The sequence below is a fragment of the uncultured Pseudomonas sp. genome (genome assembly GCF_943846705.1).
GTDB lineage: Bacteria > Pseudomonadota > Gammaproteobacteria > Pseudomonadales > Pseudomonadaceae > Aquipseudomonas.
In genome coordinates this window covers 3,310,055-3,336,094 of sequence record NZ_OX044366.1, presented here as the reverse complement: position 1 = coordinate 3,336,094, position 26,040 = coordinate 3,310,055, and the positions used below count along the sequence as shown (strand labels likewise).

The following is a 26,040-nucleotide window of genomic DNA, read 5'->3' as shown; positions in this document are numbered from 1 at the left end:
TTTCTTGCTCGCAATCAACAGCGAGCATGAATTCAGTCGCGAATAGCCACTGCATGAATTCGAGTGATAGACCTCGCCCATCGCAACAAACATCGATGACACGTGCTTAGCGTGACGCAAGCCTTGAAGAGTCACGCCTCCACTGATCCGGCAAGGCTACTCCCCAAGGGACCTTCGGCAGGCGTTCCATGCTGTTCCGGAGGGCCTGTGCACATGCGATGTCTAACCCTTCGAGGGCGCCTGAGATAGCGACACGCCGACCATCTGCTCTTGATATGGGAAGTGTTCGGTACCGCCGTTCTGAATGGTAAGGTGTGATGTCGGCCATTTTGCCGCAGGGAACAGGGTATTGAACGGAACATTCTTTCCCGATTGCGGCGGGTGCTCCAGCAGGCAGATCTGCCCAAGGGACGCTCTGACGCCTACGAACACTTTTCACCGTAACAGTGATCCTACTGTCGGGCTAAATACCTCTAGCTTCCGCAAACGGCCAGAAGCGGACGGTACAACCCGGATTGCGACTTCAACACAGTTCCTGCCAGAATGTCGTTCGGCTCGACCTGCATCGCGTCTAGCGCCTTTAAACGTTGGGGGCGGGTGTTAGCCGGAAACGAACCGAGGTCAGCCAACTGTTGCCGACGCTAGAGCGCAAATACGTTGGTAAGAGTTCGCGTCGCTCGATCCTGCAAGCATCCCACAACGAGGTGACATGGGATGGTCGGCGTATCCAGTGTGAACAAGCTCGCCCGGTTTGAGGTGAGCAGTACGATCGGATCAACCACAATGTTGCAGATACAGAAGCCGCGCACTCTTATCGAGTGCGCAGAAATAACGGGCAAAACAGGCGCAGCAGCCCCAGCCGGTAGCTCAGCGTTATGGCCGTTGCTACGGCGGCGACCGGCAACAGGGTGAGCCAGACCAGCACCGCCATCGACGGATGGTCAGCCTTGAAGCAGCACACAGCCGATACCATCAGCGCCAGCCAGCCCAGGCTGCGTAGATAGTCCGGCGCAACCTCGTCGGCGCTGAACACCTGGCGCCAGTGCGCCGGCAGGGACAACGCCAACCAACTGGTCGCCAAGCCCATGCTGGCGGCGGCACCCAGCAACCACAGACCTGCATTACTCATAGGCCACCCCACCGATGCGAGTCCGGTCCGCGACCTCAACCGGCCTTGCCAGACGACGCGCGGTGAGTAGCGCTATCAGCGCGCAGGCCAACAGGCTCAGATCGACGCCGGCCACGGCCCAGTAGGGTTCAAGCAGCATCCTTTTGACCAGGTGGTCCCCCGTGGTGATCCAGTTGAGCAGCACCGCAGCGACGCAGAGCAGCGCCAGGCCGGATTGTGCCGCGCCTGGGCCACTGGTGCACTACGCAACAGCGCATGCAGCAAACTCAGCAGCCAGGCACCCCAGAACACCCACTTTTCCCATTCGCCACGGCCAGGCATGGGCTCAGGCAGCAGCCGGTTGGCCGCCAGCATGGCGACCGCTGCCAGCAGCATGCCGGTAACCGTGGTGACTGCCATGGCGTCAACCAACCGACAGCCCTGCAGCCCGAGTCGGGCGTGCTCCTGCTTGCGTATCTCGACGAAGAACACAAAACCGCTGGCGATGCACACACAGCCGAGCAGACCGCCCGCCACGTACAGCCAGCGCAGCGCCCAGTGTTCGAAGTGCTGCAGGTGCAAGCCGGTGAGAAATTGATTGACGGAACCAACCGGGTCACTCGGCGGGTCGTTGCGCAGTAGCTCGCCGGTACTGGCCTTGAAGTGAATGCCCTCCCCGACCAGCGCCACACGATCACTGCCGGCGCGGTAGATGCTGACGTAGCCGTTGGCGTCATTTAGATGCTCGATAGTCAGCAGCCCGACCTCTCCCGGCATATCGCGCGTAGCCCAGATGCGCTTGGCCTCGGCCACCATGGCATTGGCGGAGGCCATCTTCGCGGGCACACCGGCCTCATCATGGGGCAAGCCGGTATGCGCCGCCTCGATCACCTCATGCCGATTATGCAGCGGTTTGAGCAAGGTCCCGGAGACCGGGAAGTAGTACATCGACGCGAAGATCACCAACCGGTGAAGGCAAAAAAGAAGTGGAACGGCAACGCCACCACGCCAGTCATGTTATGCAGGTCCAGCGCGCTGCGCTGGGTCCGCTTGCGCGGACGGAAGGTGAAAAACTCCTTGAAGATCTTACGATTGATCATCCGCTGGGTCCTTTGGCTGGTTGGGGATACCAAACTCGCCACCAATGCTCAGCACGGGATCTCGGTGGGTGGTGTAGGCATAGAGCGAGACCATGGGCATGGTTTCCGGCGCCGGCAGGTCGCCGATTACCCGCCCTTTGGTTGCCGCCATATCCACCGGATGCGGTTTGAGATCGGCAAATACCTGTTTCAGCAGGTTGTTGTAGGACGGCATAGGCTGCGGCTCGAAGCGCGTATCGGGGATCGCCCAACGATCGATCTCGCGGTCGAACACCGACAGTGCACCGAAAAAGAAGACGACCATCAGCACGAAGCCCAGCACCAAACCGAACCAGGTGTGTACCCAGGCCATGGATTGGCGAAAGTTGTTCAGCATGGCTCTGCTCCTATCCGATGATCATGCGCTGCAGCTGCCAGGCAACAGCCAGCATCAAGACGCTGCCGAGCGCCAGTACCATCGAGACCCGCCACAGACTGGCTGCGGAAACAGCGCGAGATACAGGACGAAGGCCAGCATCATCATCGCCTGCTCGGCGGCATGGTAATCGACCCCAACCCCATTCAGCGCCGCCACGCCCTAGACGAATGCATAGCAGCCGAAGATCGCGGCCAGAACACGAGATACCACCACAACAGGAGCCATTACTGACAGGCTCACCAGCTGTAGCTCAGCTTGGCGGTGAGTTCTCGGCCCGGATTGTAGTAATCCGCAGTTCCGGAGCCCACGACATGCTGCTCATCCAAAAGATTACTGACATTGACCGCCAGATCCGTGTCCTTGGCAATCTGGTAATTGAAGGCTGCATCAAACAAGGTCGTCGCCTCGCTCTCGCCGGTGTCATTGAAATACCTTGAACTGAACCGTCAGCCCAAGCGAAAGAGCAGGATTGCGCTGTTCTGGAAATCCAGCCAAGCTCTTCTGAGGAAACGAATAGCTGCGGAGTCGTGGGTATGCCGTTCTCTCCAAAGCAGCCATCGCTTAGCACCCAAGCATGCAAAAAGATCAGCATAGACGCTCGCAGGTATGACGCAGGAGGGGCAAGGCGCAAATATATAAACTGCTTTATATCAATAATATACAGGTCTTATGTCCTGATTTTCCTTAATCTCGGCATAATCCTTACATTAACTAGCAGGAAATTAAATGTTAAAAGCCCTGCGTGCATCTAGCATGTGGAGTTTTTCTCCTTGCAGCCAGCCGGCAACGATAGGCATGCGCATTTAATAGCTCATTGTGAGTATCCGAATAGACGCTTGCCAAGGACACCATCTTGAACATACGAATGTTCTTGAAGTTGAAGATGGCGATCTAGCAACGGAAAATCTTTCCTAGGGAAACCCCCTAAAAAACGGTACAAGGTTTCATAGCCTGCCCTGTTGATATATGGAAAAATCGCTGCCTTATGCAGGTCTCTTGGGATCAGCATCCCGCCCCTTCTTTTCTCACACAGTTTAGTAAATATCAAAAACCTTGAGTAGGGGATAATCTCCAGTAGTGATGCGGTTAAGACCAAACTACCAAATCTACTTGATGGATCGGCCGTGGACGCCCCCAATAATATACTCTGCTCAAAAGAGCTTGCGTCGGGTGCTCGTGCATCTTTCCTCGTTTGCAAGTGGATTCTAGCGATTCCGCCTCTACTACCACGAAAGGGACATTGAAGGAAAATATTGAATAGCCTATAAAATAAATCGTGCAATGTAGGTTGTTGATTGTCTCTACTGATCAGAGCATGCTCAATCTTTGTGAAGGTACTTGAGCAAAAACGAAAGAATAGAGTTTCCTCTATGGAGGCATTGTTTGATATCGAATTGCAGCTTTGGACAAACGCATCCCATGCCCTTGAGTAACGCGGTGTATCAACTAGTCTCACCAACTCTCGATCATGGGCAGCGCAGACACAAGAATAAATGTAACACCAGTCCTTCCGCCATATAGGCAAACGACCATTCGCCACATCATCGCGTAAGCAATCAGGGCAAAAAAAACGGCGATACCTCCATTCGACTAATTTATCGCCTCGAAGGCAAAAAAAATTTCGTAATAGTTCAGGGGTAATGTCCCCGGCTACACAACTTAATCGCTGGCTGGCGGATAAGAATTCTGAGTCTGGGTCCGAATATTTGATCTCCACACCCTCCCACCAATACGCTGGGCGTTCTGTTGATGATAATCGAGGGAAGCCAGCGGCGTTTGGATTAATGCTGCATCGAAACAACCAAGATGAAAGTGTTTCTTCAGAACTTGGTGTTGGCAAGCCAGAGAAACTCACTACTAATAGCCCCAAGGATTCTTGTTTGCTCGCCGCAGCATATCAACATCCACCTTCTCCCCCCCCATTTTTATGGCATAACAGGCAGCCGCCCTTATCAATTCGAGTGTTTTGTCCATGCGCCCATTCGACATAGATAAAATAGTGCCTACCATCTCCTCAGAGTACAAATGTGATGGCTGTTTTAGCGGTAGGGACTCCTCTACCTCCAAGAGGAATGACCTGAACTCCTCACTCTCTATCCAGTCATCAAGAGCAACTTCGTGAAAACGTCTCTTAAATTCATAATTGGATTTAAGTGCGTTGCGCGCACTAGCAGTGCCAAAGCAAAATAGTTTCAATCCATATTCAGGGCCGAGCAGCTTTTTAAGAATAGACATGTTAAAACGCTGCTCTTGCTTCGAGCGTAGCAGTGCATCATGAAACTCGTCGATCACCAGCCCCCAAATTTGCCTCAGCCTAATAACCTCTCTAATCTCGCTTGGCAGGTCAGAGCTACTTCGGCGACTTGAGCCAGAGCCAACTGGTATTCCGAGCGCTAAAGCTATCTCATCTTTAAGGCTTTTTTTGGTATCTATTTCTGGGGATGCAGCCAAGGAGACAAAAATCAACCCTGCACTCCTTTTTACATGGTTTGGAATCTTAGATATTATAGCCGTCTTTCCAGAGCCACCTGGGCCAACCACAAGCAAAGCAGGCGCACTCATACGATCTGGTACATCCGCGATATTATTCATCATGCGAAAAACAGCTGCACTAGAGTTATTGTTCACCCATATTTCTTGATGAATTAAGGCTATTCGCGTATCAATATTAGAAGACAAATATTTTCTGATGTCCGACCGGACGTGCTCATCACTCATGACTCATCCCCAGGTCGAAATTTTTTTGGAGAGGCTGAATAATTTGGCTTGATATGTTCCCTGTCAGCGTTAAAGCTACTACTTCTAGGATTTGGATTTGCCTCAGTATAGACTTTTTCAGCGGCCTCTCGGCGTCTTTCCTTCTGCGTTAACTTTTTACTTTCCTCTTCAATTTTTTGCTTCCCTCTGTAGGCTTTTAACCCGCCATCACTATCTATGGCTCCGATGCGGACTGGGTGACGATAGAGCTTGCCGGCACGATATTCCTCATAGGTAGGAGCCTCAACGGTTACGTCAGACAGGTGTATTGGGCAAAATTGGCCATCCAATTTCACCCATACAACATTCATATCGTACGGGTCATATTTGACTATGACATTTCTAGTCCCCACATGAGACCCCAATATAGGATCCCAATAAACTTGGCCATGCAAATTAATGCCACCAGGATTAATTTTTCGGTCTTCTTGAGGCATGAACCAAATCTTTAATTGCTCGGAATTCAAGCCTGCCGGGGGGTAAGGAAGCCCTCCGTTGGGCGCGAAATAGTTTGTCCACGCTTGTCGCGGGCTACACTTTAATGCGCTATGAACTGTTGAGTGATAGACAACTACTTCGCGAGAGAACCAGCGAAAAAAATCAGAGAAGGTCATGGTTGCATTTCTTTCGCTGTTAAGTCCTCTGCGCGCAACAGAATTTGACATTGTAGTCCCCGGCAAGAAATGCACCTTAGTAGTCATGAACGTGCCTATCAGCCGTTCAACATGACCGCCAAAATGTTTTCTTCCTACAGGTCGGTATTCGGGGGAAATCCCAAAAGATTCACACCCTACTTTAAATTTTGGGCTGGTGAACTCTGCGGCATTGTCCATATGAAGGACTTCAGGCTTTCCATAGTAGGGGTAGTCTTCTGGATCCAAGCCAACACTTGCCGAAAAGTTTACTTTAGGAAGGACAGAATGACTAAGAGCGCAAGCCACTGAAACAGTAGACGGGACGTAAAGGCTAAGATAGTAACCAAGAATAACCCTGGTATAGACATCAATTACAATTGTCAGCCACGGGCGTCCAATAATATTTATGCGATCATCAGCCAACAGAATTATATCGACGAGGGTGTGATCCATCTGTACCCATTGCAGCGGCCTTTCAAGATTTTTTTTACCCGGGCGAGCTGAAAATTCTTGCGTCGCGGCATCAGGACCTTCTTTAATTCTCATTCTTGTTTTTTCTGAGAGGATTAAGCGTACACGCCTCAATACCGTATCTTTGGAAGGGCATGAAAAACCTTGCTCCTTACATGCAACATCCACCTCGCTCCACACTTTGCTGTAGCTGGCTCCTTTCGACTTGAATTTTTTAGCAGCCTTGAAAATTATGACCTCAACCGACTCATCCAGTCTCGTAACGCCTTTCTTGACACCCCGTGTCTGCGCAATTAAAGATAGTGGGCCTACGTCAGCGTCAAAAATTTTAGCCAAACGATAGAAGTAACTCTTTGATACACCCAGTAAAGAACAGTACTTAGTGACTACCCCTCCCTCAACCTTCCACTTTCTGATAATTTCAAAACGCTCAGCTGCCAATGAAAGTTGATCAACGGTGTAATCATTGACATTCAAACCCTCCCCATGATCACTACCATTAATTGCCGTAACACTAGGGATTCGCTGAATGTCGCGCGCCGACACCAGTATTACTTCACCAGAGTCGACAATTGTTACCCTTATCGTTTTGTCACTAAATACCTGTTTGACTTTCGCAACTTTTCCCTTGGCGACAATGAGTTCCCCAGGGGTTAGCTGATTTGCCATGGATGTACTCTCCACAACGCTAATCTAGGCGAAGTCTGCCGAGCGGCGACTTACATCAGTCTCTATCAACGATCGAAATTGGCTGCCGAACACGATACGACGTCACGTTCAAAAAATAGACTATTGCTAGCTTTTCTGCCGCGTCAGTCTATTTTTTAAAAGTTAATCAAGGTATGTGATTGATTATTAGAGATAAATGATATTCTTTTTTTTGATCGGGCATCACACGTAATTGTCGATGGCACGACGTCGTTCGTTTTCATCACGCACGTCATAGTTCGCAGTGGTTTGAATGTTCGTGTGGTGCGCGAGCTTTTGCGCCAGGGATAGATCGTGCTCTTCGATGACCCGGGTAATAAATGAGCGGCGAAAATCATGCGGCATGATCTTCACGCCGACTTGCAGGCCGCGTTGCTGGGCTATGTAGTAGATCGCGTGCTTGCTGATGCGCTCACGGGTTATGTGGCTGCCACGACGAATCCGGTTAAACAGAAACGTATCGTCATTCTGACCGACAGGCAGTTGCGAACGCCTCAGTGCCAGCCAAGCATTGAGCTTGTCGAATGCCCAACTGGGGGCGTACTTGACCAGTTCCTTGTTGCCTTTACCTAGCACACGCAGGCTGCGTTCAGCGAAATCGATCTGGTTCAGGTCGAGGTTCACTGATTCAGACTTACGCATGCCAGAGCCATAGAGAATCGCAATAATGGCTGCATCCCGCTGGCCCTGTGGCCTGGGGTCAGCAGTACAGACATCCATTATTTCGCGAATCAGACTGCGCTTAAGGTTACGCCCTTGGATCATGCGGGTGCCGCTGCTGGGTTTAACCGAGCGGATTTTCAATAGCTGATCCTGGTCGATCAAGCTCAATCGCCAGGCCTCGTTCATCACCCCGCGTAAGGCATTGACGTACAAGGATGATGTGTTCGGTGCGTAACCATCTTCACGTAGCGCTGCTACCAGTGCGGTTATATGCCCAGGCTGGAGCAGATGCCATGGGACCTGACGAAGGTCTAGCTCGTCGAAGCCCAAGCGGTATATGGCATCCTGCAGCACATACTTCATGGTCAATTGGCTGGAAGGGGCGAGCCTGGCGAGGTATTGAATCAGAGGATTATTCAGGTCGGCCAGGGCATCCCCTGCCCCATTTATAGGCTCTACAACAGGTTCAACTGACGATTGTGGCGCTGACGGTGTTGCGCTATCGCGGTGATCAACCAATCTAAAATAGTCCTGAATTAATTTAACTCAACTAAATAGTCATTTAGTTGAGTTATTTTCAACATGCGCAGTGAAATTGTCAGTCGCCCCGCTTCAGTCGCGATCCAACAAGTGAAAGCTTGGCAAGGCGATGTGCCAGCGAATAGCCGCCAAGCGAGTGAGCAACACGGTAAGCATGGCGACGCTGGTATCCAGCCAGTGTGGTGTGCCGAGTTCGCGCATGATGATAAACACCAGCGCGCCGGCAATGCAGGCGGTGGCGTAGATTTCCTTCTGGAAGATCAGCGGAATCTCATTGCAGATCACATCACGCATAACCCCGCCGGCCACCCCAGTCATCACGCCCATGATGATCGCCGTGCTATGGGGGACGCCGTGCTGCATGGCGACTTCGGTACCGATCACGGTAAACACCGCCAGCCCAAAGGCATCGGCTAACAACAGGCCTTTTTCGTGGATCGGCTGGGTCAGGCGCACCCAGATGACAGTGCCAACCGCCGCCAGCGAAGCGACGACTATATACAGGTCATTACGAATCCAGCTGACGGGATGATTATCCAGGATCAAGTCACGCAAAGTGCCGCCACCCAGGGCGGTGATGACGGCAATCACCAATACGCCAAACAGGTCCATGGACTTGCGCCCTGCCATCAATGCACCGGTGATGGCGAATACGGCGACACCAAACAAATCAGCCAGGTAAAACAATTGCGCCATGCTGACCTCAGGACAATACGGGAGTACGCATGGTGACGAACTCCTCGGCTGCAGTTGGGTGCACACCGATGGTGTCATCAAAGATTTGCTTGGTGGCACCGGCTTTTAGCGCTACCGCCAGGCCCTGGACAATTTCACCTGCCTCCGGGCCGACCATATGGCAGCCGAGTACGCGGTCTGTTTGTGCATCGACCACCAGTTTCATCAGCGTGCGTTCCTGGCTTTCGGTCAGGGTCAGTTTCATCGGCCGGAAACGGCTCTCGAAAACCTGGACGCTGTAGCCCTCCTCCTTCGCCTGCTCTTCGCTCAGCCCGACCGTGCCAATGTTTGGAAGGCTGAATACCGCAGTCGGGATCGTCTGATAATCAACCTTGCGGTACTCCTCGGGTTTGAACAAGCGTCTGGCTACCGCCATACCTTCGGCCAGAGCAACTGGCGTGAGCTGAACGCGACCAATCACATCGCCGATGGCGAGGATCGATGGCGTGCTGCTCTGGTACTGCTCATCCACCTTGATATAGCCACGTTTATCGAGTTCAACATGGGTGTTTTCCAAACCCAGGTTATCCAGCATGGGACGGCGGCCGGTGGCGTAGAAAATACAATCAGCCTCGAGAACGCGACCATCTTTGAGCGTAGCCAGCAGACTGCCATCGGCTTGTTTGTCGATCCGTGCGATATCGCTGTTGAACTGCAGATCTACCCCGCTCTTGCTCAGTTCCTCCTGCAGGTGGTTACGCACGGCCATGTCGAACCCGCGCAGGAACAAGTCCCCGCGATAAAGCAGTGACGTCTGTGCGCCGAGGCCGTTGAAGATAGACGCGAACTCCACGGCAATGTAGCCACCGCCGATGACCAGCACGCGCTTGGGCAACTGCTCCAGAAAGAACGCTTCATTCGAGCCGATCGCATGCTCATGCCCAGGCACTTCGGGAATATGCGGCCAACCGCCGGTGGCGATCAGGATGTGCTTGGTGCTGTAACGCTTACCGTCCAACTCGACAGTGTGGTCGTCAATAATCCGCGCATGGCCTTCAAGCAAGGTCACGCCACTGTTTACCAGCAGGTTACGGTAGATGCCATTAAGCCGATCAATTTCGCGGTTCTTATTGCTGATCAGCGTGGGCCAGTCAAATTTGGCCTCTCCGAGCGACCAACCAAAACCCTGTGCCTGCTCGAAGTCATCGGCAAAATGGGCCCCATAGACCAGCAGCTTTTTGGGCACGCAGCCGACGTTGACGCAGGTACCACCGAGATAGCGGCTTTCTGCAACGGCCACACGTGCGCCGTAACCGGCAGAAAATCGCGCTGCACGCACACCACCGGAACCGGCACCAATCACAAACAAGTCGAAGTCATAGGTCATTTCAGCCTCCAAAGCAGGCGCTAAGCATACCCCAAGCGGCGCGAGCGCCTAAACTTGAAGGGTGTGAACAAGAGGAGAACAGTGATGCGCCCTACGCTTACCCATGTGGCGTTACATGTGCCTGACTTGGACGCCTGTGTGGCCTTTTATGAGCAGTTCTGCGCGATGCGGGTTATTCATCGCCGCGCGGGGAAAGGCGCATCGATTGTCTGGATGGCCGAGCCAGGCAAGGAACACAGTTTTATTTTCGTGATTATGCCGGGGGGGCATGACCGTCAACTGGCGGCCGATGATTACAGCCATTTTGGCTTTGCCCTAGAAAGTCGCGCCCAGGTCGATCGCATTGCTGAGCAGGCACGACTCGCCGGGTGTTTGGTCTGGGAGCCGCGTGATGAGCCCTACCCCGTTGGCTATTACTGCGGCGTGCGTGATCCTGCGGGGCATTACGTGGAATTCAGTTACGGCCAGCCTTTGGGACCAGGTTCCGAGGATATGCCACTGGCCTGAACGCACACAGCCACCCGAAGGTGGCTGTGGAGCAACGGCGGCAGGCGTGAATCAGTAAGCCTTACCGGTTTTGTAGAGGTTCTCGAAGCAAAAGTTGGTCGCGTCGATGTAGCCTTCTGCACCGCCGCAATCGAAGCGCTTGCCCTTGAACTTATAGGCGATCACGCACCCGTTCTGGGCCTGCTTCATCAGCGCGTCGGTGATTTGAATCTCCCCGCCTTTGCCTGGCTCGGTCTGCTCAATCAGCTCGAAGATATCCGGAGTAAGGATATAGCGACCAATGATCGCCAGGTTCGACGGCGCATCTTCCGGCTTGGGCTTCTCGACCATGCTGTTAACCCGGTAGATGTCATCGCGAATCATCTCGCCGGAAATCACGCCATATTTATGGGTTTCTTCGGGCGGTACTTCCTGGATGGCGACAATCGAGCAGCGGAACTGCTTGTACAGCTTAACCATCTGGGTCAGCACCGCATCGCCGTCCAAGTTCAGGCACAGGTCATCGGCGAGCACCACCGCGAAAGGTTCATCACCGATCAGCGGGCGACCACAAAGAATGGCATGGCCCAGGCCTTTCATCTCCACCTGACGGGTGTAAGAGAAGCTGCATTCGTCGATCAGACGACGGATGCCGACTAGGTATTTCTCTTTGTCGGTGTCGCGAATCTGGTGTTCGAGTTCGTAGCTGATATCAAAGTGATCTTCCAGCGCGCGCTTACCGCGGCCAGTAATCATGGCAATTTCCGTCAAGCCGGCTTCCAGCGCCTCTTCAACGCCATACTGGATCAACGGTTTGTTCACGATCGGCAGCATTTCCTTGGGCATAGCCTTGGTGGCTGGCAGAAAACGGGTGCCGTAACCGGCTGCTGGGAACAAACATTTCTTGATCATGGGGAACCTTGAGCAATGATGTGAAAAGTGCGCACGCAGTCTATCAGGCTGCACTGACCTTACAATGCCCCTGCGCAAGCCTCTCACACGTGACAAGGTTTAACCTGAATGCCAGGCAGAAAAGCCAGCGACCACTACTGCTTGAGTCGCCCCGAGTTTGGTAAACCCGTTAAACAACGGCTTGCGACGGTCAGTCACTGCCAGCGGCCTGGCTGACCGTAGCTTCCTGAACCATGGCCATGGCAACCTGGGAAGTAGCCGCGCCAATCGGCACGCAGAGGCCCTGTTCATTCGGCGGCACGCTGATGCGCTGGGTCATGCGGTACAAGGCGAAGAGGCCGATACACGCATGCACGACTGTCAAATACCAGAAGAAGCCATTAGGCCCCAGCAGGCCCATAACGGCGGCGGCCAGGCTAGGCCCAAGCGCGGCGCCAACCCCATAAGTCAGCACCAGGTTACTACTGGCCGCAACCATTTGCTGGGGCTCAAGCGCATCATTGGTATGGGCTACACACAGGGAATACATGGGCAAGGCCAGGCCGCCGAACACGAACACAACGGCCAACAGCCCTGGCACCGAAAGCCTTGCCACGGCGACTGCCAGCAAGGCGGTAAGTGCGGCTAAGAATGTAACTACGAAGAGGACTTTGCGCCGGTCAAACGTGTCGGACAGTTTGCCGATTGGCCACTGCAGGCTTACGCCACCAATGAATATAAGCCCCATAAACAAAGAAATACGGCTTAGCTCAAGGCCTATTTGCTGGGCATAGATCACTCCCATTCCGAGCATCGCCCCCGTCGACATGCCCGTGCCAAAGCAACCAAGAATACCCAAGGGTGAACTGCGATAGAGGCGCAACAGGCTCATGTGCTCCGGCGCAGCAAAACTAGGTGCAGGGGTAGCGCTAAGCAAAATAGGCAGCAGCGCTAAGGAAACCAGCACTGAAATCAGAATGAATAGTTCAAACCCAGCAGGGTCGGCCAGGTTAAGTAGCAGTTGACCACAGGCCATGGCGCCTGTGGTGATGACCATATACAGCGACAGCAGCTGACCGCGAGTGGCATTGCTCGCGCTGTCATTGAGCCAACTCTCAGCAACAATAAATAAACCAGCGATACAGAAGCCCGTAACCAGGCGCATGACGAACCACGACCACGCTTCAATGAGTACCGGGTGAATTAACACCATGCTCGATGCAAGCGATGCCAGCGCAGCAAATACGCGGATGTGCCCAACCTGCGCGACAATTCTTGGGGTTAGCATTGAGCCAACGAGGAATCCGACAAAATAGCCCGTCATCAGGATCCCGGTGAGCTGCGTAGAAAACCCCTCTAACGAGGCGCGCAAGCTGATCAGCGAGCTTTGCAGACCGTTTCCCAGCATCAACAAACCCATGCTGAACAGCAGTGCTCCTGTTGTCCTGATCGTTGCACTCATCACTCGCCTCCCCTGGTCTAATCCGCTACAGCCTTACAAAAACGTCATAAACCCGGTTGTAAAGCGTCGAGCTGTCGCCCCGTCTACATCCACTGGCAACTGCAAGGCAGCGTGAGGTCGCTCAGGCCAGATTGATCCTGAAAGGTGCCCGACGACTTGGCCCACAAGTGCGCTCGCCATTGCTCTGCAAGGTACTCGCACAGTTCTGCGACCAAGTAATCGAGCTATCCATCACAGCCGGCCGGTTTAACGCTCAGACCTGTCAGCTGTAATGCAGTCTGTGAGGGTTTAAGACTGTTGCGCCAACGGATAGAGAAACTCGTCAAACTGGCTTAAGCGTGGGAACTCAATAGGCTGGTCCTGGCCGATCGTCTCTAACCGCTGTTGATAGGCGCTTAGAAATTTCTGGCGCTCCTCGTGGCTGATATAAGGCACGTGCCAGGCTACGAATGGTTGCAGCACATCCATGCCCACATAGGCCAATGTGCCGCGTAACAGCGGGCGCAACATGTCCTCTAGAGGGCCGTGAATGGCACCATCGCCAAACATGTGCTCGCGGCCGCCCAAGGTCAGGCTGACCAGCACCCGCTTGCCACTCAGGCCGCCCTGATCGTAGAAGCGCTTGCCGCCGTAACAGACGCCGGACACCAGTACTCGGTCAATCCAGCCTTTAAGAATGGCCGGCACCGAGAACCAATACAGTGGAAAGTTGAGAATCAGCGTATCGGCCCACAACAGCTTATCTAGCTCGCTCTGGATATCCGCAGCCAGGCAGCCTTTCTTGACGCCCAGACGTTGCTCTAGGGCATACACCAGGTAGTCCGAATTCTCACGCTCGACGAAGTCAGCGGCGCTGGCAACCGGATTCCAGTTCATCGCATAGAGGTCGGATACCTGCACCTCATGCCCCTGCCCTTGCAGGGTTTCCAGCGCCAGGTCACGCATGGCCGTGGTGAAGGATTGTGGCTCGGGGTGGGCGTGAACGATCAGTACTTTCATAACAATTCCTAGGGTAACTAAAGCTGTGGTTCAAGCGGCTTATTCGCGCCGCGCTGGTGGAGCAGGCGGTCCAGCCAGTCGGGGTCCATTTCCGGCTCGGATGAGAACAGCAGGCCGGTGTAGTCCTGATGCGGCGGGGTGAAGATGGCGTCGCGCAGACCAGCATCGACCACCCTGCCGCGTTGCATCACCAGCACCTCGTCGGCGATGGCTCTGACCGTGGCGACATCATGGGTAATAAACAGGTAGGAAACCCCCAACTGGCGCTGAACGCGGTCCAGCAGCTTGAGGATGCCTTCGGCCACCAACTGATCCAGCGCCGAGGTCACTTCGTCGCAGATGATCAGTTGCGGCTCAGCCGCTAGTGCGCGGGCGATGCAGATACGTTGTTTCTGCCCGCCTGACAGTTCGGTTGGCCGGCGCTGCATGTAAACGTCGGGATCCAGCTCGATCATCTCCAGCAACTCGGCCACACGTTGGCGCAGGGCCTTGCCCTTGAGGCCAAGGTAGAACGCCAAAGGCCGACCAATGATGTCGACAATCCGTTGTTTCGGGTTCAGCGCCGTATCGGGGATCTGGTAGATCATCTGAATACTGCGCAATTGCTCCTTACTGCGCTGCTGGAAACTGCGCGGCAACTCGGCACCATCAAGCAGCACTGAGCCTGCTGTAGGCGTCAACAGCCCGGTAATCAAGCGTGCCGTGGTGCTTTTGCCACTGCCCGATTCGCCGATCACCGCCAGCGTCTGCCCGCGATACAGGCTCAATGACACATCATTCAGCACCGGCTGCTGGCCATAGCTGGCCGAGGCGTTACGCACCTCCAGCAAAGGCGTTTGATTTTCGGGACGCGCCTTGGGCTCGGTGCGAAAACAGCGAACTGCCCACAGCGACTTGGTGTAATCCTGCTGTGGCTCGGCGAGCATTTTCCGCGTCGCGCCTTCCTCCACCAACTTGCCGTGGCGCAGCACCATGATGCGGTCAGCCATCTGTGCGACCACCGCCAGATCGTGGGTGATATAGATGGCCGCCGTACCGAAATGCGCCACCGCGTTGCGAATTGCTGCCAGCACCTCGATTTGCGTGGTGACATCGAGCGCCGTGGTCGGCTCATCGAAAATGATCAAATCCGGATGGCAGGCCATCGCCATAGCGGTCATCGCCCGCTGCAGCTGACCACCGGAAACCTGATGCGGATAACTGCGGGCAATCCGCTGCGGGTCTGGCAGCCCCAGTACACGGTACAACTCCAGTGCTTCGGCTTCGGCTTGCGCAGGCTTAATCCCGCCGTTTTTAACCGCCGTTTCGACATGCTGATCAATCAGCCGTTGCGCCGGATTAAACGAGGCGGCGGCACTTTGCGCGACGTAGGCGATGCGCAGGCCGCGCAACGTGCGCAACTGCTCGGCCGAGCTCTTCACCAGGTCCTGACCGTCGAAGTGAATCGAGCCACGGCTGATGCGGCAACCATCACGGGTATAGCCCATAGCGGCCAAGCCAAGGGTCGATTTACCCGCGCCCGACTCACCAATCAGCCCCAGCACCTCACCCCGGTGCAGGCTCAGGTCGATACCCTGAACCAAGGGCAGCCAGCCTTCGTCGCACTGCGCTTCGATGTGTAGATCGCGTATGTCCAGCAGCAACTCGCCGGTTGGTTTATTTAGGCTCATATCCATCATCCTTTGAGTCCGCTGGATTTGTGCAGCATCCAATCGACAACGAAATTGACCCCGACCGTCAGCACTGCAACCGCCAGTGCGGGCAACAGCGGCGTGACATTGCCAAAGGTGATGAGCACCGCGTTATCGCGGACCATGCTGCCCCAGTCGGCCGTCGGCGGTTGAATGCCCAGGCCGAGGAAGGACAAGGCGCTGATGAACAAGAAGACAAAGCAAAAACGCAGACCAAATTCGGCGATCAGCGGCGCCGCGGTATTCGGCAAGACCTCGCGGGTCGCCAACCACCACAGGCCCTCACCACGCAACCGCGCAGCCTCGACGAAATCCTGAACCACCACGTTCATTGCCACCGCACGGGTCAACCGGAACACCCGAGTGGCGTCCAGCAAGGCAATCACCAGCACCAAGGAGGTGGCGGTGGTACCCACCACACTGAGGATCAGCAAGGCAAAGATCAGTTGCGGAATGGCCATCAGAATGTCCACCAGGCGCGACAATCCCTGGTCCACCCAACCGCTTTTCAGCGCCGCGACCAACCCTGCCAGGCCGCCGATCAAGAAGGCCAACAGCGTGGCCGCGAAGGCAATGCCCACGGTGTTGCGCGCCCCGTAGATCAGTCGGCTAAACATGTCCCGACCAAGGTTGTCGGTGCCCAGGAGAAATTGCCCGCCCCACGGAGCGAAGCCATCGCCGACGATCTCGGTTTCGCCGTACGGCGCCAGCAGCGGTGCCAGAACAGCCAGCAGCACGTAGACGACTATTACAAGAAAACCGAATTGCGCACTCAGTGGCGCTCGGTACAGCTCTTTGAACAAACGCGTCATGTCCTACCCCTTTGGATGCATCAGGCGAGGGTTGCTCGCAATGGCAAGCACATCGGCCAGCGTATTGAGTACTACGTAGGTCGCCGCAAAAATCAGACTGCAGGCCTGAACCACGGGGATATCGCGCTTGGCGACCGAGTCCACCAGCAACTGACCGAGCCCCGGGTAGACGAAGACCACTTCCACCACCACTACCCCCACCACCAGGTAAGCCAGGTTCAGCGCCACCACGTTGACTATCGGTGCAAGTGCGTTGGGCAAGGCGTGGCGAAAGATGATCCGCGCCTGGCTGATACCTTTGAGCCGCGCCATCTCGATATAGGGGCTGGCTAGCAAGTTGATTAGCGCCGCGCGGGTCATGCGCATCATCTGCGCAATCACCACCAGGCTCAGGGTCGCCACCGGCAGCACCGATCGTTCGAACACCTCAGCGAAGGACGCATCCGGTGCCAGGTTGGAGATACTTGGGAACCAGCCGAGCTTCACCGAAAAAATCATAATGAGGATGTAAGCGACGAAGAACTCGGGGAAGGACACCGCACTCAAGGCTGAGGTATTCAGCGCGCGATCGAACCAGGAGTTGCGGTACAACGCCGCGAGCATGCCGAGCAGCAGCGCCAGCGGCACCGAGACCAGTGCGGCCAGGGCTGCGAGGGTTAGGGTATTGCCCAGGCGTGCGCCGACCAGCTCGGATATTGGCCGCTGGTTGGCCAGGGAAACACCCAAGTCCCCTTGCAGGAAGTTGCCAATCCATTGCATGAAGCGCATCAACGGCGGTTGATCCAACCCCAGTTGTGCGCGGAAGGCCGCGACAGTTTCATCCGTGGCTGCCTGGCCGAGCATAGCCTGGGCAATATCCCCAGGGAGCAAGCCAACCGCCAGAAAGATGATTACCGATACTGCGAACAGCGACAGCAAGCCCAAAGCCAGGCGCTGCACTAGCAGCAATAAAATACTTTTCACCACATCAATCCTCTGCAAACGTTGTGGCTGCAAGCGGCCTGCGTGGTGAGCGTAATGAATCGTTATTGGGGTGCACTGATAGCGCATTAGCGCTTTTCAGTCTCTCCAACGAGTTCATCAGCAACCCCACAGACCGCTAGATGCAGCAGACGTACAGCGTTTAGGCCTGCCACCAACGCTCGATCAGCCGCAGCCCGTCCAGCTCACCGTACGGCGCGGTTTCAGGACCGTGGGCAACTCGCTTGGAGCGCGCCGCCACCGAGTTGGCGAACAATGGGATCAAGGCACCGCCCTCATCCCTGCAAAGCTGCTGCATCTCGTTGTACATCTCACGGCGCAGCGGCTCGTTGAGCTCGCCCCGGGCGCTATTCAACAATTCATTGAAACGCTCGTGTTCCCAATGGGTTTCGTTCCAGCTGGCGCCCTTGGCATAGCCGATGCTGAACATACGGTCGGCGGTCAGGCTGCTGTACCAAAAGGAAGTGGTGAAGGGTTGCTTGTTCCACACGTTGGAGAAGAAGCCGTCGGCCGGTTCGCGCGCCACATCGATGTTGATGCCGGCCGCCCGGGCCTGCTCTTTAAACAGCACCGAAGCGTCCACCGCGCCTGAATAAGCGGCATCGGAAGCTTGCAAGCGTACGTTGAGGGATTCCATGCCAGCCTTGCGCAGGTAGAAACGCGCTTTATCTGGGTCGTATGTGCGCTGCTCCAGCGTGGTATTCAGGAATCGATGACCGGGCTGCAGCGGGTGGTCATTACCGACCGAGCCGTAGCCACGCAACACGGAGCCGAGCATGGCTTCACGGTCGATGGCGTGCTTCATCGCCATGCGAATATTGTTGTCACCAAACTCCTTGCTGTCGCACAGCATCGGGAAGGTGTAATGCTGGGCACCCTTGGTTTCCTCAATCACCATATTGGGATTGAGTTTGAGCAAGTTGATGGTCTTCAGGTCGACCTTGTTGATTACATCAACTTCACCGGTAATCAGCGCGTTGATCCGCGCGGCGCCATCGGAAATACTGATCAGTTCGGCACTGTCGAAATGCGCGCGGCCCGGCTTCCAGTAGCCCGGGTTACGCTCCAGGGCCATGCGCACACCTGGCTCAAACGACTTGATTCGATAGCCGCCGGTACCGCTGCCGGCGCGCCAGTCGGCAACCCCGTCTTGGCTCGGCATGATGACCAGGTGATAGTCCGCCATCACGAAAGGGAAATCAGCGTTGCCCGAGCGCAGCTCAAACTCCACGCTGTTGCTGTCTTGTGCCTTAACCGCGAGAACATCGCCGAGCACGGTTTTTGCCGCCGAAGTCGACTTATCACCCAGGTGGTGTTGAACCGACGCCACTACGTCTTCGGCAGTCAGGGTCTTGCCGTTATGAAACTGCACGCCCTGGCGCAACTTGAACGTCCACACGCGCGCATCCGGGGACGCCTCCCAGCTCTCTGCCAGCTCAGGGATAGCATTGCCGTCCACCCCGATCTCCACCAGGCTGTTGTACACCGCGGAGAAGCCAACAAAGGTAAAGGTGTCACTCCATGAGCCAGGATCCATGGAATCCGAGGTGCTACCACCGGCCAAACCGAGCCGCAACACGCCACCAGGCTTGGGGGTGCCCTCCTGCGCCCAGGCATTCAGGGGGAAGCCAAAAGACAATGCCGCGCCGGCTATGCCTGCCATGCCAGCCAACTTGAGAAAGTCGCGGCGCGGCAGGTGGCCGTCGATAATTGTTTGAGTCAGATTATTTTTCTTATTGTTCATGGCGTTGCCCCTTTCAAGGATTGGAAACTTTCAGCCGGTATGTGCACAGCGCTTCAGTGGGAAATGCTTACCCTTTAAATGTTAGCGTAACGATCACATTAACAATTTTATAACGCAAAAATTGCCCACATGCCAATGCTTTTCAGAGGTCGAAAATTTTTCCTGGGTTGAGGATTCCGCGAGGATCCAGAGTGCGCTTGAGTAAACGCATCAGATCAAGTTCAGCCGGCTGCCGACTAATCGGTAACCAGGCTTTTTTCTCCAAGCCGATACCATGCTCGGCGGATACTGCACCGGCGAAGGCTTGCACGCAGGTATAAACCACCCGTTCTACCTCGGCGTGGCTCGGCCCAGGCTCATGCATGCCCACGGTCAGGTGCAAATTGCCATCTGCCAGATGCCCGAAGACCAAAAGTGTCGCCCGCTCATCCAACTCGGCCAGATCAACCTTCAAGCGGCAGACAAAGGCTTCCATATCGCGGATGGCCAAACTGACATCGAAGCCCTGGGTCCGGTCGAAAAATAATTCCTCTGGCTCGCTTGCCTCACGGATCGCCCAGAGCGCTTCACGCTCATTCAGCGACTGGGCGATGACCGCGTCGGTTAGCAGGTCATCATCGAAAGCAACAGCCAGCGCCTGCTCGAAGCGCTCGCGCAAATCGTGCTCATCACGTCCCTGCCACTCCACCAACAAATAGAAGGGCCACGCCTCGGCGAAAGGCGAACGATGCGCGGAATGCCCCCCGGTATTGAGCGCGAAGAACTCACTCCACATCACCTCAAACGCGCAAAGTGCGCCGTTGGCCGCGCGATCCAGGTGCTTTAACAAGGCCGTTACCTGAGCAAAATCGCGCACGGCGATCATCGCGCAGGTTCGCGCCGTCGGCAGCTCTTCCAGGCGCAACACCGCACGCGTGATCACCCCCAACGTGCCTTCGCTGCCGACAAATAACTGCTTGAGGTCATAGCCGGTGTTGTTCTTCAAGTAACCGCCGAGGGAGGAAATTACTGTGCCGTCGGCCAGCACCGCCTCCAACCCCAGCACGCGCTCGCGCATCATGCCGTAGCGCAACACGCTGAAGCCGCCGGCATTGGTCGCCAGCATGCCTCCAATGCTGCAACTGCCTCTGGCCCCCAGGTCCACGGGAAATAACAGCCCCGACTCGACCGCCCGCTCCTGAACCGTCTGCAAGATGGCGCCCGCTTCCACGGTCATGCTCCGGCCAACCTCATCCACCGCCTCAATCCGCTGCATGCGCTCCAGCGACAGCATCATGTGCTCCGCAGTGCTAGCGGTCGCTTCTGCCAAGCCCGTATTACCGCCCAACGGGATAACTGGTTGACCGGCCGCATGACACAGGCGCAGGCAGGCTGAAAGCTCAGCCACAGTTGCCGGGCGCAATATGGCTTGCGCCTGCATGGGCTGACGATGCCAGTAGCTACTCTGCCGACTACGCACAGCCTCGCCCTGCAGAACACCCTGCTCACCCACTATTACGCGTAACGAATTCAACAGGTCAGTCATTACCAGAGCCTCGTTAAATGGCTGCATTGATTTTTATAAGGGCTACTCGTACAAAGCGTTTACTAATTGTTACTTGGATATTAACCATTTATCTGTTCAGCTTGACCGATCGTACGGCACGCTCAGCCCAACCGTTTGGACGCTGTTTCTGCGCCGACTTCCACCCATTACGGAGCTCGCCATGAGCCAGTCCACCCGGCTGATCACTGCTTCTTACATCCTCTCTTTCGTTGCGGCCAACGCACCACAGAAGCTGCGCACCGAGACCATCGCAAAATGGGTAAAGACCCATCCAACTCGCGTACGCAATCTGGTTGCACTGATGGTCAAGGCCAACATTCTCAAGTCTTACCGGGGTGCCCGTGGCGGACTGACCCTGGCTCGGCCGCCGCAGGAAATAACCCTCAGCGAGGTCTACGATGCGGTACAAGAAAGCTCGCTGATTGCCGAGAAAATCGACAACCCATTTTCTGGTATGGAAGACCACTGCAAAGTCCATTCGGTATTCCTCAACCTTTTTGCATTGATGGAAAACAACATCCGTCAGGACCTGCAGGGAATCACCGCTGATCAACTATTTGTCGCTTTCGACCCGCCCCTTGAGGCCAGAGACTGATCTTTACTCGTCGAGCTCAAACGGTTGAAGCCAAGTGAAGTCGCTAGCGAGCGCGACTTCACTTGGCAAGCCGCACTAAAGCAGCTCAACGGTATGCGGTATTCCAGACTTTTTAACCCTCTCTCAGCACTGCACGGCCTTGATCTCGACGAACTCGGCCAGCCCCTCTTCGCCCCACTCGCGACCATTACCCGACTGTTTGTAGCCACCGAAGGGCGCGTGGTAGTTGAAGGCGGCGCCGTTGATGAAACATTGGCCCGCACGCAACTGCCGCGCCAGACCCAAGGCACGCGCTGGGGTACCGGCCCAGACACCGCTGGACAGGCCGAACGGAGAGTCATTGGCCAGCTGCACCGCTTGCGCTTCGTCCGCATAGGGGATTAGGCAGAGCACCGGACCGAAGATTTCTTCCTGGGCGATGCGCATGCGGTTGTCGACATCGGCGAACAGCGTCGGCAGCTGATAAAAGCCGCGTTCGAAGCCACTCGGCACGGCGCTGCCACCATGGAGCAGCCGCGCGCCTTCCTCCTGGCCGATACGGATGTAGTCGCGCACCGTGCGCAACTGACCGGCCGAGCACATCGGCCCGAGGAAGCTCTGCGGGTCCAGCGGGTCGCCCAGGCGCAAGGCCTCGGTTTCGGCCACGGCCAGTTCCAGGGCCTCGGCGTAGCGGCTGGCTGGCAGCAACATGCGCGTCAGCGCGGTGCAGGTCTGCCCGGAGTTGATCATCACGTCCTGTACACCGTGGCGCACGGCGGCGGCCAGGTCCGCGTCCTCGGCGATCAGCAGCGGCGACTTGCCGCCCAATTCCAGACACACGCGCTTAACCGACGGCGCGGCGGCCTGGGCCACGCGTACACCCGCACCGGTGGAGCCGGTGAACGACACCATGTCCACTTCAGGGTGCTTGGCCAATGCCTCGCCGACCTTGGAGCCAGGGCCGCTGACCAGGTTGAACACCCCTGCCGGCAAGCCGATGGACTGAATGATCTGCGCCAGCAGGAAGGCGTGCAGCGGCGTCTCCTGACTGGGCTTGACCACCACGGTGCAGCCAGCCGCCAGCGCTGGCGCGAGCTTGCCGATCAATTGATGCAGCGGGTAGTTCCAGGGGTTGATAAAGGCACACACGCCCACTGGCTCACGCATCACCAAGGAGTTGCCGACCTCACGCACCTCATCCATCAAGGCCGCGACTTCGACGTAGTGGCGCAAGCCGTCGAGGGGGCCGTCGACCTGGATCGACCGGCACCATTGCACCGGCATGCCCAGTTCGCTGGTAATCAATGCCGCCATCTCATCGCCGCGGGCTTCGAGCTGATCGGCCAGGGACTGGATATAACCGGCACGCACCGTGGACGGGGTCGCCGCCCAAGCTGGGAAGGCTCGGCGCGCAGCCTGCACCGCACGCTCAACATCACGTTCATCACCCAGCGGCACCAGGCCGGCTACCTGCTCGGTCGCCGGGTTGAGCACTTCAGCCAAACCACTACCTGCAGGCGCCACCCAGGCACCATCGATAAACAACTGCGTGTGCTTATGCATGGCACGGCTCCTCAAGCTGTTGCTCGATCAGTTCACCAGCGCAACGGGCAATGCGCCCACAGGCGTCCTGCAGCGCCGCACTGCCGAGCACCAGGCCCAGACGGATATGCCCAGCGGCGCTAGGGCCGAAGGCTTCACCGGCGAGCACCGAAACGCCATGACGGTCGAGCAGGCGGTCGGCGAAGGCCTGGGCAGACAAACCAGTGGCGCGGATATCGACCATCACGAACATGCCGCCGTCGGGCTTCAGGGCGCGCAGCCCGGGTTTGCCGGCAAGGCATTCGCAGACCAGATCGCGACGCTGCCGATAGGCTTCACGCATCGCTTCCAGCTCGGGCATTTGCGCCTCCAGGGCGACGCAGGCGGCATCCTGAATAAAGTCCGGTGAGCCATACAGCATGCACAGCGCCAGGTTGCCGAGGTGCTCAGCCAATGCTGGCGGCGCCACCACCCAACCCACCCGCCAGCCGGTCATGGCGTGGGACTTGGACAGGCTGTTGATGGTTGCGGTGCGTTCGGCCATGCCCGGCAGGCTGCCGGGGCTGACATGCTCACCCTCATAGAGCAACTCGCTGTAGACCTCATCGGAGATCAGCCACAGGTCGTGCTTGACGCACAGCTCGGCCAAGGCCTCCCAGGTGGCACGCGGGATGCTCGCCCCGGACGGGTTGTGCGGGCTGTTCAGTACCAGGGCGCGGGTGCGCGGGGTGATGGCTGCGGCAACATCCTCGGCCTGCACGCGAAAGCCGTTCTCCGGACGCACGGGTAGCGGAATGACCTTGGCGCCACAGGCACCAAACACGGCCTCGTAGGTCACGTACATCGGCTCGGCGACTATTACTTCATCGCCGGCTTCGAGCACACACTGGGCCACAGAAAACAGCGCGCACTGGCCTCCGGCCAGCACCACCACCTGGTCGGCGTCGACCGCCTGACCGCTGCGCAGGCTGTGGCGCTTGGCGATGCTCTCGCGCAGAGCACGCTTACCGGTGACCTCGCTGTAGTGGGTATTGCCGGCCAGCAGGCTGTCGATGGCGGCCTGCACCACCGACTGCGGGGTGTCAAAATCGGGATCACCGACCGACAGCAGCAGCACGTCCTCACCACGCGCCTGGCGAGCCAGGGCGCGGTAGTGGATATCCCAGGCGGCAGCGCCGTCACCGGCGATACGTTGAGTCAGGTTGGAAAAGCGCATAGAAATCTCCTTGCCCGCCTTATTGGGCGCAGGCGTGCTTGAGCTCGATCAGGGTCACGCCGGGATGGCTAAAGCCTGCCGCCAGCTGTTCTTGCAGCTGATCCAGGCTTTGCGGCTGGCGCACCTGGCAACCGAAGGCACCGGCCAGGGCGGCGAAGTCCGGGTTACGCGGCAATACGCCGATCGGTTCGATGTCCAGATCGAGCATGTCGTCGCGAATCTGCCCCAGGGCATCGTTGTTCCACAGCAGCACCACCAGCGGGGTGTCCAACTCTTCCACAGCGGTGGCCAGTTCCTGCGCGGTGTAGAGGAAGCCGCCATCACCGACCAGCACCAGGCCCGGACGCTCGGGAGCGCCCAGCTTGGCACCGATACCGGCTGGCAGGCCGTAGCCGAGGGTGCCGTAACCGGTGGGGTGCAACCAGCTGCGCGGCGCACGGCTGGCAAACAGGTAGTTACCGCTGTAGGCCAGCTGGGTCATATCGGTGCTGATCACCGCGTTATCCGGCAGCACGGCAGCGATGCGCGCCAGAATCGCCTGATGGATGCGCTGCAACGGCCCCTGGCCGTCCTCGACGGCAGCCCGTAGCCCGGCCACGGCGGCAATCGCCTGAGCCGGGTCGCGCGCCTGCTGCGGCAAGCCTGCCAGCAGCGCCTCGACGGTCTGCCGCGCATCGCCCTTGAGCGCCACGCTGCACGGGTAGAAGTCGTTGAACTTACGCGGATCGATATCCACCCGCAGCAGCTCGCCAGTCAGCGGCAGGCGCTCGCGCCAAAAATCGGTGTCGGCCATTTCCGTACCGACGGCCAACACCACGTCGGCTTGCTCGATCAGCTGCCAACCGGGCTCGACACATAGGGTTGCGCCGGCATGCAGCGGCGCTTGCGGAGGCAACAGACCCTTGCCGGCGACACTGGTAAACAACGGCGCCGCCAGGCGCTCGCTGAGTGCGGCCAGTGCGGCCCCCGCTTCCAGGGCACCGCCACCGGCGATGATCATCGGCCGTTTGGCACCCGCCAGTTTAGCGGCGGCCTGTTGCAGCGCCTCGGCGCTCGGCAGACCGCGACCTGGACGGCGCACCACCTCGGCACTCCAATCGCGGGCGATTGGTTCGGCGAGGACATCCAGCGGCACCGAAATGTGCACCGGGCGCGGGCGTTCGCTGTCGAACACCGCGAAGGCGCGGGCGATCAGTTGTGGCAGGTCCTCGGCGCTGGTGGCCACGGCCGAGAAGGCGGTGATCGGCGCAGTCATCGCACGCTGGTCCTGGGTTTCGTGCAGGCACCCCCAGCCCTTGCCGAGGCTGGCGCTGTGGTTGACGCTGGAAATTACCAACATCGGGATCGAGTCGGCATGGGCCTGGCCAATCGCGGTGGCGGCGTTGGTCACGCCGGGACCGGTGATGACGAAGCACACACCGGGCTTGCCGGTCACTCGTGCATAGCCGTCAGCCATAAAGCCGGCGCCCTGCTCGTGACGGGTCAGTACGTGACGAATGCCGCTACCCGGCAGGCCGCGATAGAGTTCCAGGGTGTGTACCCCGGGAATACCGAATACGGTGTCGACGCCGTAATTGGCCAGCAGGCGCACCAGCGCCTGGCCACCGGTCAAAGCTTTGGTTGTGGTCATGGGG

At 57.0% G+C, this 26,040-nt stretch carries 21 protein-coding genes and 2 pseudogenes; 2 read left to right on the top strand and 21 right to left on the bottom strand.

The genetic code is table 11. The features are described from left to right. Positions 1-811: 811 nt before the first annotated feature. The 10 genes and pseudogenes from Q0V31_RS15770 to gorA all read right to left on the bottom strand — a co-directional run bounded on the left by Q0V31_RS15770 (position 812) and on the right by gorA (position 10,462). Entirely contained in the window at positions 812-1,129 is a 318-nt protein-coding gene (locus tag Q0V31_RS15770; protein ID WP_024075430.1) for a DUF3325 family protein, read from the bottom strand. A gap of 96 nt (positions 1,130-1,225) precedes the next feature. Then, positions 1,226-2,056, bottom strand: coding sequence for a PepSY-associated TM helix domain-containing protein (locus Q0V31_RS15765; RefSeq protein ID WP_196448527.1), 831 nt, complete (start codon positions 2,054-2,056; stop codon positions 1,226-1,228). 38 nt (positions 2,057-2,094) lie between these two features. Further along, a pseudogene (locus tag Q0V31_RS15760) lies at positions 2,095-2,202 on the bottom strand (PepSY-associated TM helix domain-containing protein); the annotation flags it as partial. Beyond that, positions 2,195-2,560 carry a PepSY-associated TM helix domain-containing protein gene (locus Q0V31_RS15755; RefSeq protein WP_223194063.1) on the bottom strand — a complete coding sequence of 122 codons (366 nt, stop codon included), beginning with the start codon at positions 2,558-2,560 and terminating at the stop codon, positions 2,195-2,197. The pseudogene Q0V31_RS15760 and the gene Q0V31_RS15755, both read right to left, overlap by 8 nt. Before the next feature lie 302 nt (positions 2,561-2,862). Then, a pseudogene (locus Q0V31_RS15750) lies at positions 2,863-3,039 on the bottom strand (TonB-dependent receptor); the annotation flags it as partial. A 1,444-nt stretch (positions 3,040-4,483) separates the two neighbouring features. Beyond that, positions 4,484-5,344 (bottom strand): TniB family NTP-binding protein, encoded by an 861-nt coding sequence (locus Q0V31_RS15745; protein WP_024075431.1) that lies wholly within the window; start codon positions 5,342-5,344, stop codon positions 4,484-4,486. After that, complete coding sequence (locus Q0V31_RS15740; protein ID WP_024075432.1) at positions 5,341-7,158, bottom strand: Mu transposase C-terminal domain-containing protein; 1,818 nt, start codon at positions 7,156-7,158, stop codon at positions 5,341-5,343. The genes Q0V31_RS15745 and Q0V31_RS15740 overlap by 4 nt, the downstream gene beginning before the upstream one ends. 222 nt (positions 7,159-7,380) lie before the next feature. Further along, positions 7,381-8,289, bottom strand: coding sequence for a tyrosine-type recombinase/integrase (locus tag Q0V31_RS15735; RefSeq protein ID WP_366915231.1), 909 nt, complete (start codon positions 8,287-8,289; stop codon positions 7,381-7,383). Positions 8,290-8,472: 183 nt separating this feature from the next. Then, positions 8,473-9,096, bottom strand: a complete 624-nt coding sequence (locus tag Q0V31_RS15730; RefSeq protein WP_298189114.1) for a trimeric intracellular cation channel family protein — start codon at positions 9,094-9,096, stop codon at positions 8,473-8,475. Positions 9,097-9,103: 7 nt separating this feature from the next. Further along, positions 9,104-10,462, bottom strand: coding sequence for a glutathione-disulfide reductase (gorA, locus tag Q0V31_RS15725; RefSeq protein WP_298189111.1), 1,359 nt, complete (start codon positions 10,460-10,462; stop codon positions 9,104-9,106). A gap of 84 nt (positions 10,463-10,546) precedes the next feature. Between gorA and Q0V31_RS15720 the strand changes: the two genes are divergently transcribed. After that, a complete protein-coding gene (locus tag Q0V31_RS15720; protein ID WP_298189108.1) occupies positions 10,547-10,969 on the top strand; it encodes a VOC family protein in 423 nt (140 codons plus the stop codon). 51 nt (positions 10,970-11,020) lie between these two features. Here the strand turns inward: Q0V31_RS15720 and galU are convergent, their stop codons facing one another. The 8 genes from galU to Q0V31_RS15680 form a co-directional block, all read right to left on the bottom strand. After that, a complete protein-coding gene (gene galU / locus Q0V31_RS15715) occupies positions 11,021-11,860 on the bottom strand; it encodes a UTP--glucose-1-phosphate uridylyltransferase GalU (protein WP_298189105.1) in 840 nt (279 codons plus the stop codon). A gap of 190 nt (positions 11,861-12,050) precedes the next feature. Next, positions 12,051-13,301 (bottom strand): MFS transporter, encoded by a 1,251-nt coding sequence (locus tag Q0V31_RS15710; RefSeq protein ID WP_298189103.1) that lies wholly within the window; start codon positions 13,299-13,301, stop codon positions 12,051-12,053. A 288-nt stretch (positions 13,302-13,589) separates the two neighbouring features. Next, positions 13,590-14,300 (bottom strand): NAD(P)H-dependent oxidoreductase, encoded by a 711-nt coding sequence (locus tag Q0V31_RS15705; protein WP_298189100.1) that lies wholly within the window; start codon positions 14,298-14,300, stop codon positions 13,590-13,592. 17 nt (positions 14,301-14,317) lie between these two features. Continuing rightward, complete coding sequence (locus Q0V31_RS15700; protein WP_298189097.1) at positions 14,318-15,970, bottom strand: ABC transporter ATP-binding protein; 1,653 nt, start codon at positions 15,968-15,970, stop codon at positions 14,318-14,320. 5 nt (positions 15,971-15,975) lie between these two features. Beyond that, positions 15,976-16,803, bottom strand: coding sequence for an ABC transporter permease (locus tag Q0V31_RS15695; RefSeq protein ID WP_298189094.1), 828 nt, complete (start codon positions 16,801-16,803; stop codon positions 15,976-15,978). 3 nt (positions 16,804-16,806) lie between these two features. After that, complete coding sequence (locus tag Q0V31_RS15690; protein ID WP_298189089.1) at positions 16,807-17,766, bottom strand: ABC transporter permease; 960 nt, start codon at positions 17,764-17,766, stop codon at positions 16,807-16,809. A 160-nt stretch (positions 17,767-17,926) separates the two neighbouring features. After that, positions 17,927-19,528, bottom strand: a complete 1,602-nt coding sequence (locus tag Q0V31_RS15685; protein ID WP_298189087.1) for an ABC transporter substrate-binding protein — start codon at positions 19,526-19,528, stop codon at positions 17,927-17,929. Positions 19,529-19,670: 142 nt separating this feature from the next. After that, positions 19,671-21,053 (bottom strand): FAD-binding oxidoreductase, encoded by a 1,383-nt coding sequence (locus Q0V31_RS15680; protein ID WP_298189082.1) that lies wholly within the window; start codon positions 21,051-21,053, stop codon positions 19,671-19,673. A 181-nt stretch (positions 21,054-21,234) separates the two neighbouring features. Here Q0V31_RS15680 and Q0V31_RS15675 point away from each other — a divergent pair, with 181 nt between their 5' ends. Then, complete coding sequence (locus Q0V31_RS15675) at positions 21,235-21,669, top strand: Rrf2 family transcriptional regulator (RefSeq protein ID WP_298189079.1); 435 nt, start codon at positions 21,235-21,237, stop codon at positions 21,667-21,669. 123 nt (positions 21,670-21,792) lie between these two features. On the opposite strand, the gene Q0V31_RS15670 is transcribed toward Q0V31_RS15675, so the two are convergent. Genes Q0V31_RS15670 through Q0V31_RS15660 form a run of 3 tightly spaced genes read right to left on the bottom strand, consistent with a single transcriptional unit; the run spans position 21,793 to position 26,036 of the window. Further along, positions 21,793-23,211: an aldehyde dehydrogenase family protein gene (locus tag Q0V31_RS15670; RefSeq protein ID WP_298189076.1), complete on the bottom strand. Its 1,419-nt coding sequence runs from the start codon at positions 23,209-23,211 to the stop codon at positions 21,793-21,795. After that, entirely contained in the window at positions 23,204-24,406 is a 1,203-nt protein-coding gene (locus tag Q0V31_RS15665) for an aminotransferase class I/II-fold pyridoxal phosphate-dependent enzyme (protein ID WP_298189073.1), read from the bottom strand. Before Q0V31_RS15665 ends, Q0V31_RS15670 begins: the two co-directional genes overlap by 8 nt. Before the next feature lie 19 nt (positions 24,407-24,425). Next, complete coding sequence (locus Q0V31_RS15660; protein ID WP_298189070.1) at positions 24,426-26,036, bottom strand: 5-guanidino-2-oxopentanoate decarboxylase; 1,611 nt, start codon at positions 26,034-26,036, stop codon at positions 24,426-24,428. Positions 26,037-26,040: the final 4 nt, after the last annotated feature.

Coding starts and splice junctions, on each gene's coding strand:
- Q0V31_RS15670 (WP_298189076.1), bottom strand. CDS start 23,211: ATGCATAAGCACACGCAGTTGTTTATCGATGGTGCCTGGGTGGCGCCT.
- Q0V31_RS15685 (WP_298189087.1), bottom strand. CDS start 19,528: ATGAACAATAAGAAAAATAATCTGACTCAAACAATTATCGACGGCCAC.
- Q0V31_RS15765 (WP_196448527.1), bottom strand. CDS start 2,056: ATGTACTACTTCCCGGTCTCCGGGACCTTGCTCAAACCGCTGCATAAT.
- Q0V31_RS15695 (WP_298189094.1), bottom strand. CDS start 16,803: ATGACGCGTTTGTTCAAAGAGCTGTACCGAGCGCCACTGAGTGCGCAA.
- Q0V31_RS15665 (WP_298189073.1), bottom strand. CDS start 24,406: ATGCGCTTTTCCAACCTGACTCAACGTATCGCCGGTGACGGCGCTGCC.
- Q0V31_RS15740 (WP_024075432.1), bottom strand. CDS start 7,158: ATGGCAAATCAGCTAACCCCTGGGGAACTCATTGTCGCCAAGGGAAAA.
- Q0V31_RS15680 (WP_298189082.1), bottom strand. CDS start 21,053: ATGACTGACCTGTTGAATTCGTTACGCGTAATAGTGGGTGAGCAGGGT.
- Q0V31_RS15710 (WP_298189103.1), bottom strand. CDS start 13,301: ATGAGTGCAACGATCAGGACAACAGGAGCACTGCTGTTCAGCATGGGT.
- gorA (WP_298189111.1), bottom strand. CDS start 10,462: ATGACCTATGACTTCGACTTGTTTGTGATTGGTGCCGGTTCCGGTGGT.
- Q0V31_RS15700 (WP_298189097.1), bottom strand. CDS start 15,970: ATGAGCCTAAATAAACCAACCGGCGAGTTGCTGCTGGACATACGCGAT.
- Q0V31_RS15770 (WP_024075430.1), bottom strand. CDS start 1,129: ATGAGTAATGCAGGTCTGTGGTTGCTGGGTGCCGCCGCCAGCATGGGC.
- Q0V31_RS15705 (WP_298189100.1), bottom strand. CDS start 14,300: ATGAAAGTACTGATCGTTCACGCCCACCCCGAGCCACAATCCTTCACC.
- galU (WP_298189105.1), bottom strand. CDS start 11,860: ATGATCAAGAAATGTTTGTTCCCAGCAGCCGGTTACGGCACCCGTTTT.
- Q0V31_RS15755 (WP_223194063.1), bottom strand. CDS start 2,560: ATGGCCTGGGTACACACCTGGTTCGGTTTGGTGCTGGGCTTCGTGCTG.
- Q0V31_RS15720 (WP_298189108.1), top strand. CDS start 10,547: ATGCGCCCTACGCTTACCCATGTGGCGTTACATGTGCCTGACTTGGAC.
- Q0V31_RS15745 (WP_024075431.1), bottom strand. CDS start 5,344: ATGAGTGATGAGCACGTCCGGTCGGACATCAGAAAATATTTGTCTTCT.
- Q0V31_RS15675 (WP_298189079.1), top strand. CDS start 21,235: ATGAGCCAGTCCACCCGGCTGATCACTGCTTCTTACATCCTCTCTTTC.
- Q0V31_RS15730 (WP_298189114.1), bottom strand. CDS start 9,096: ATGGCGCAATTGTTTTACCTGGCTGATTTGTTTGGTGTCGCCGTATTC.
- Q0V31_RS15660 (WP_298189070.1), bottom strand. CDS start 26,036: ATGACCACAACCAAAGCTTTGACCGGTGGCCAGGCGCTGGTGCGCCTG.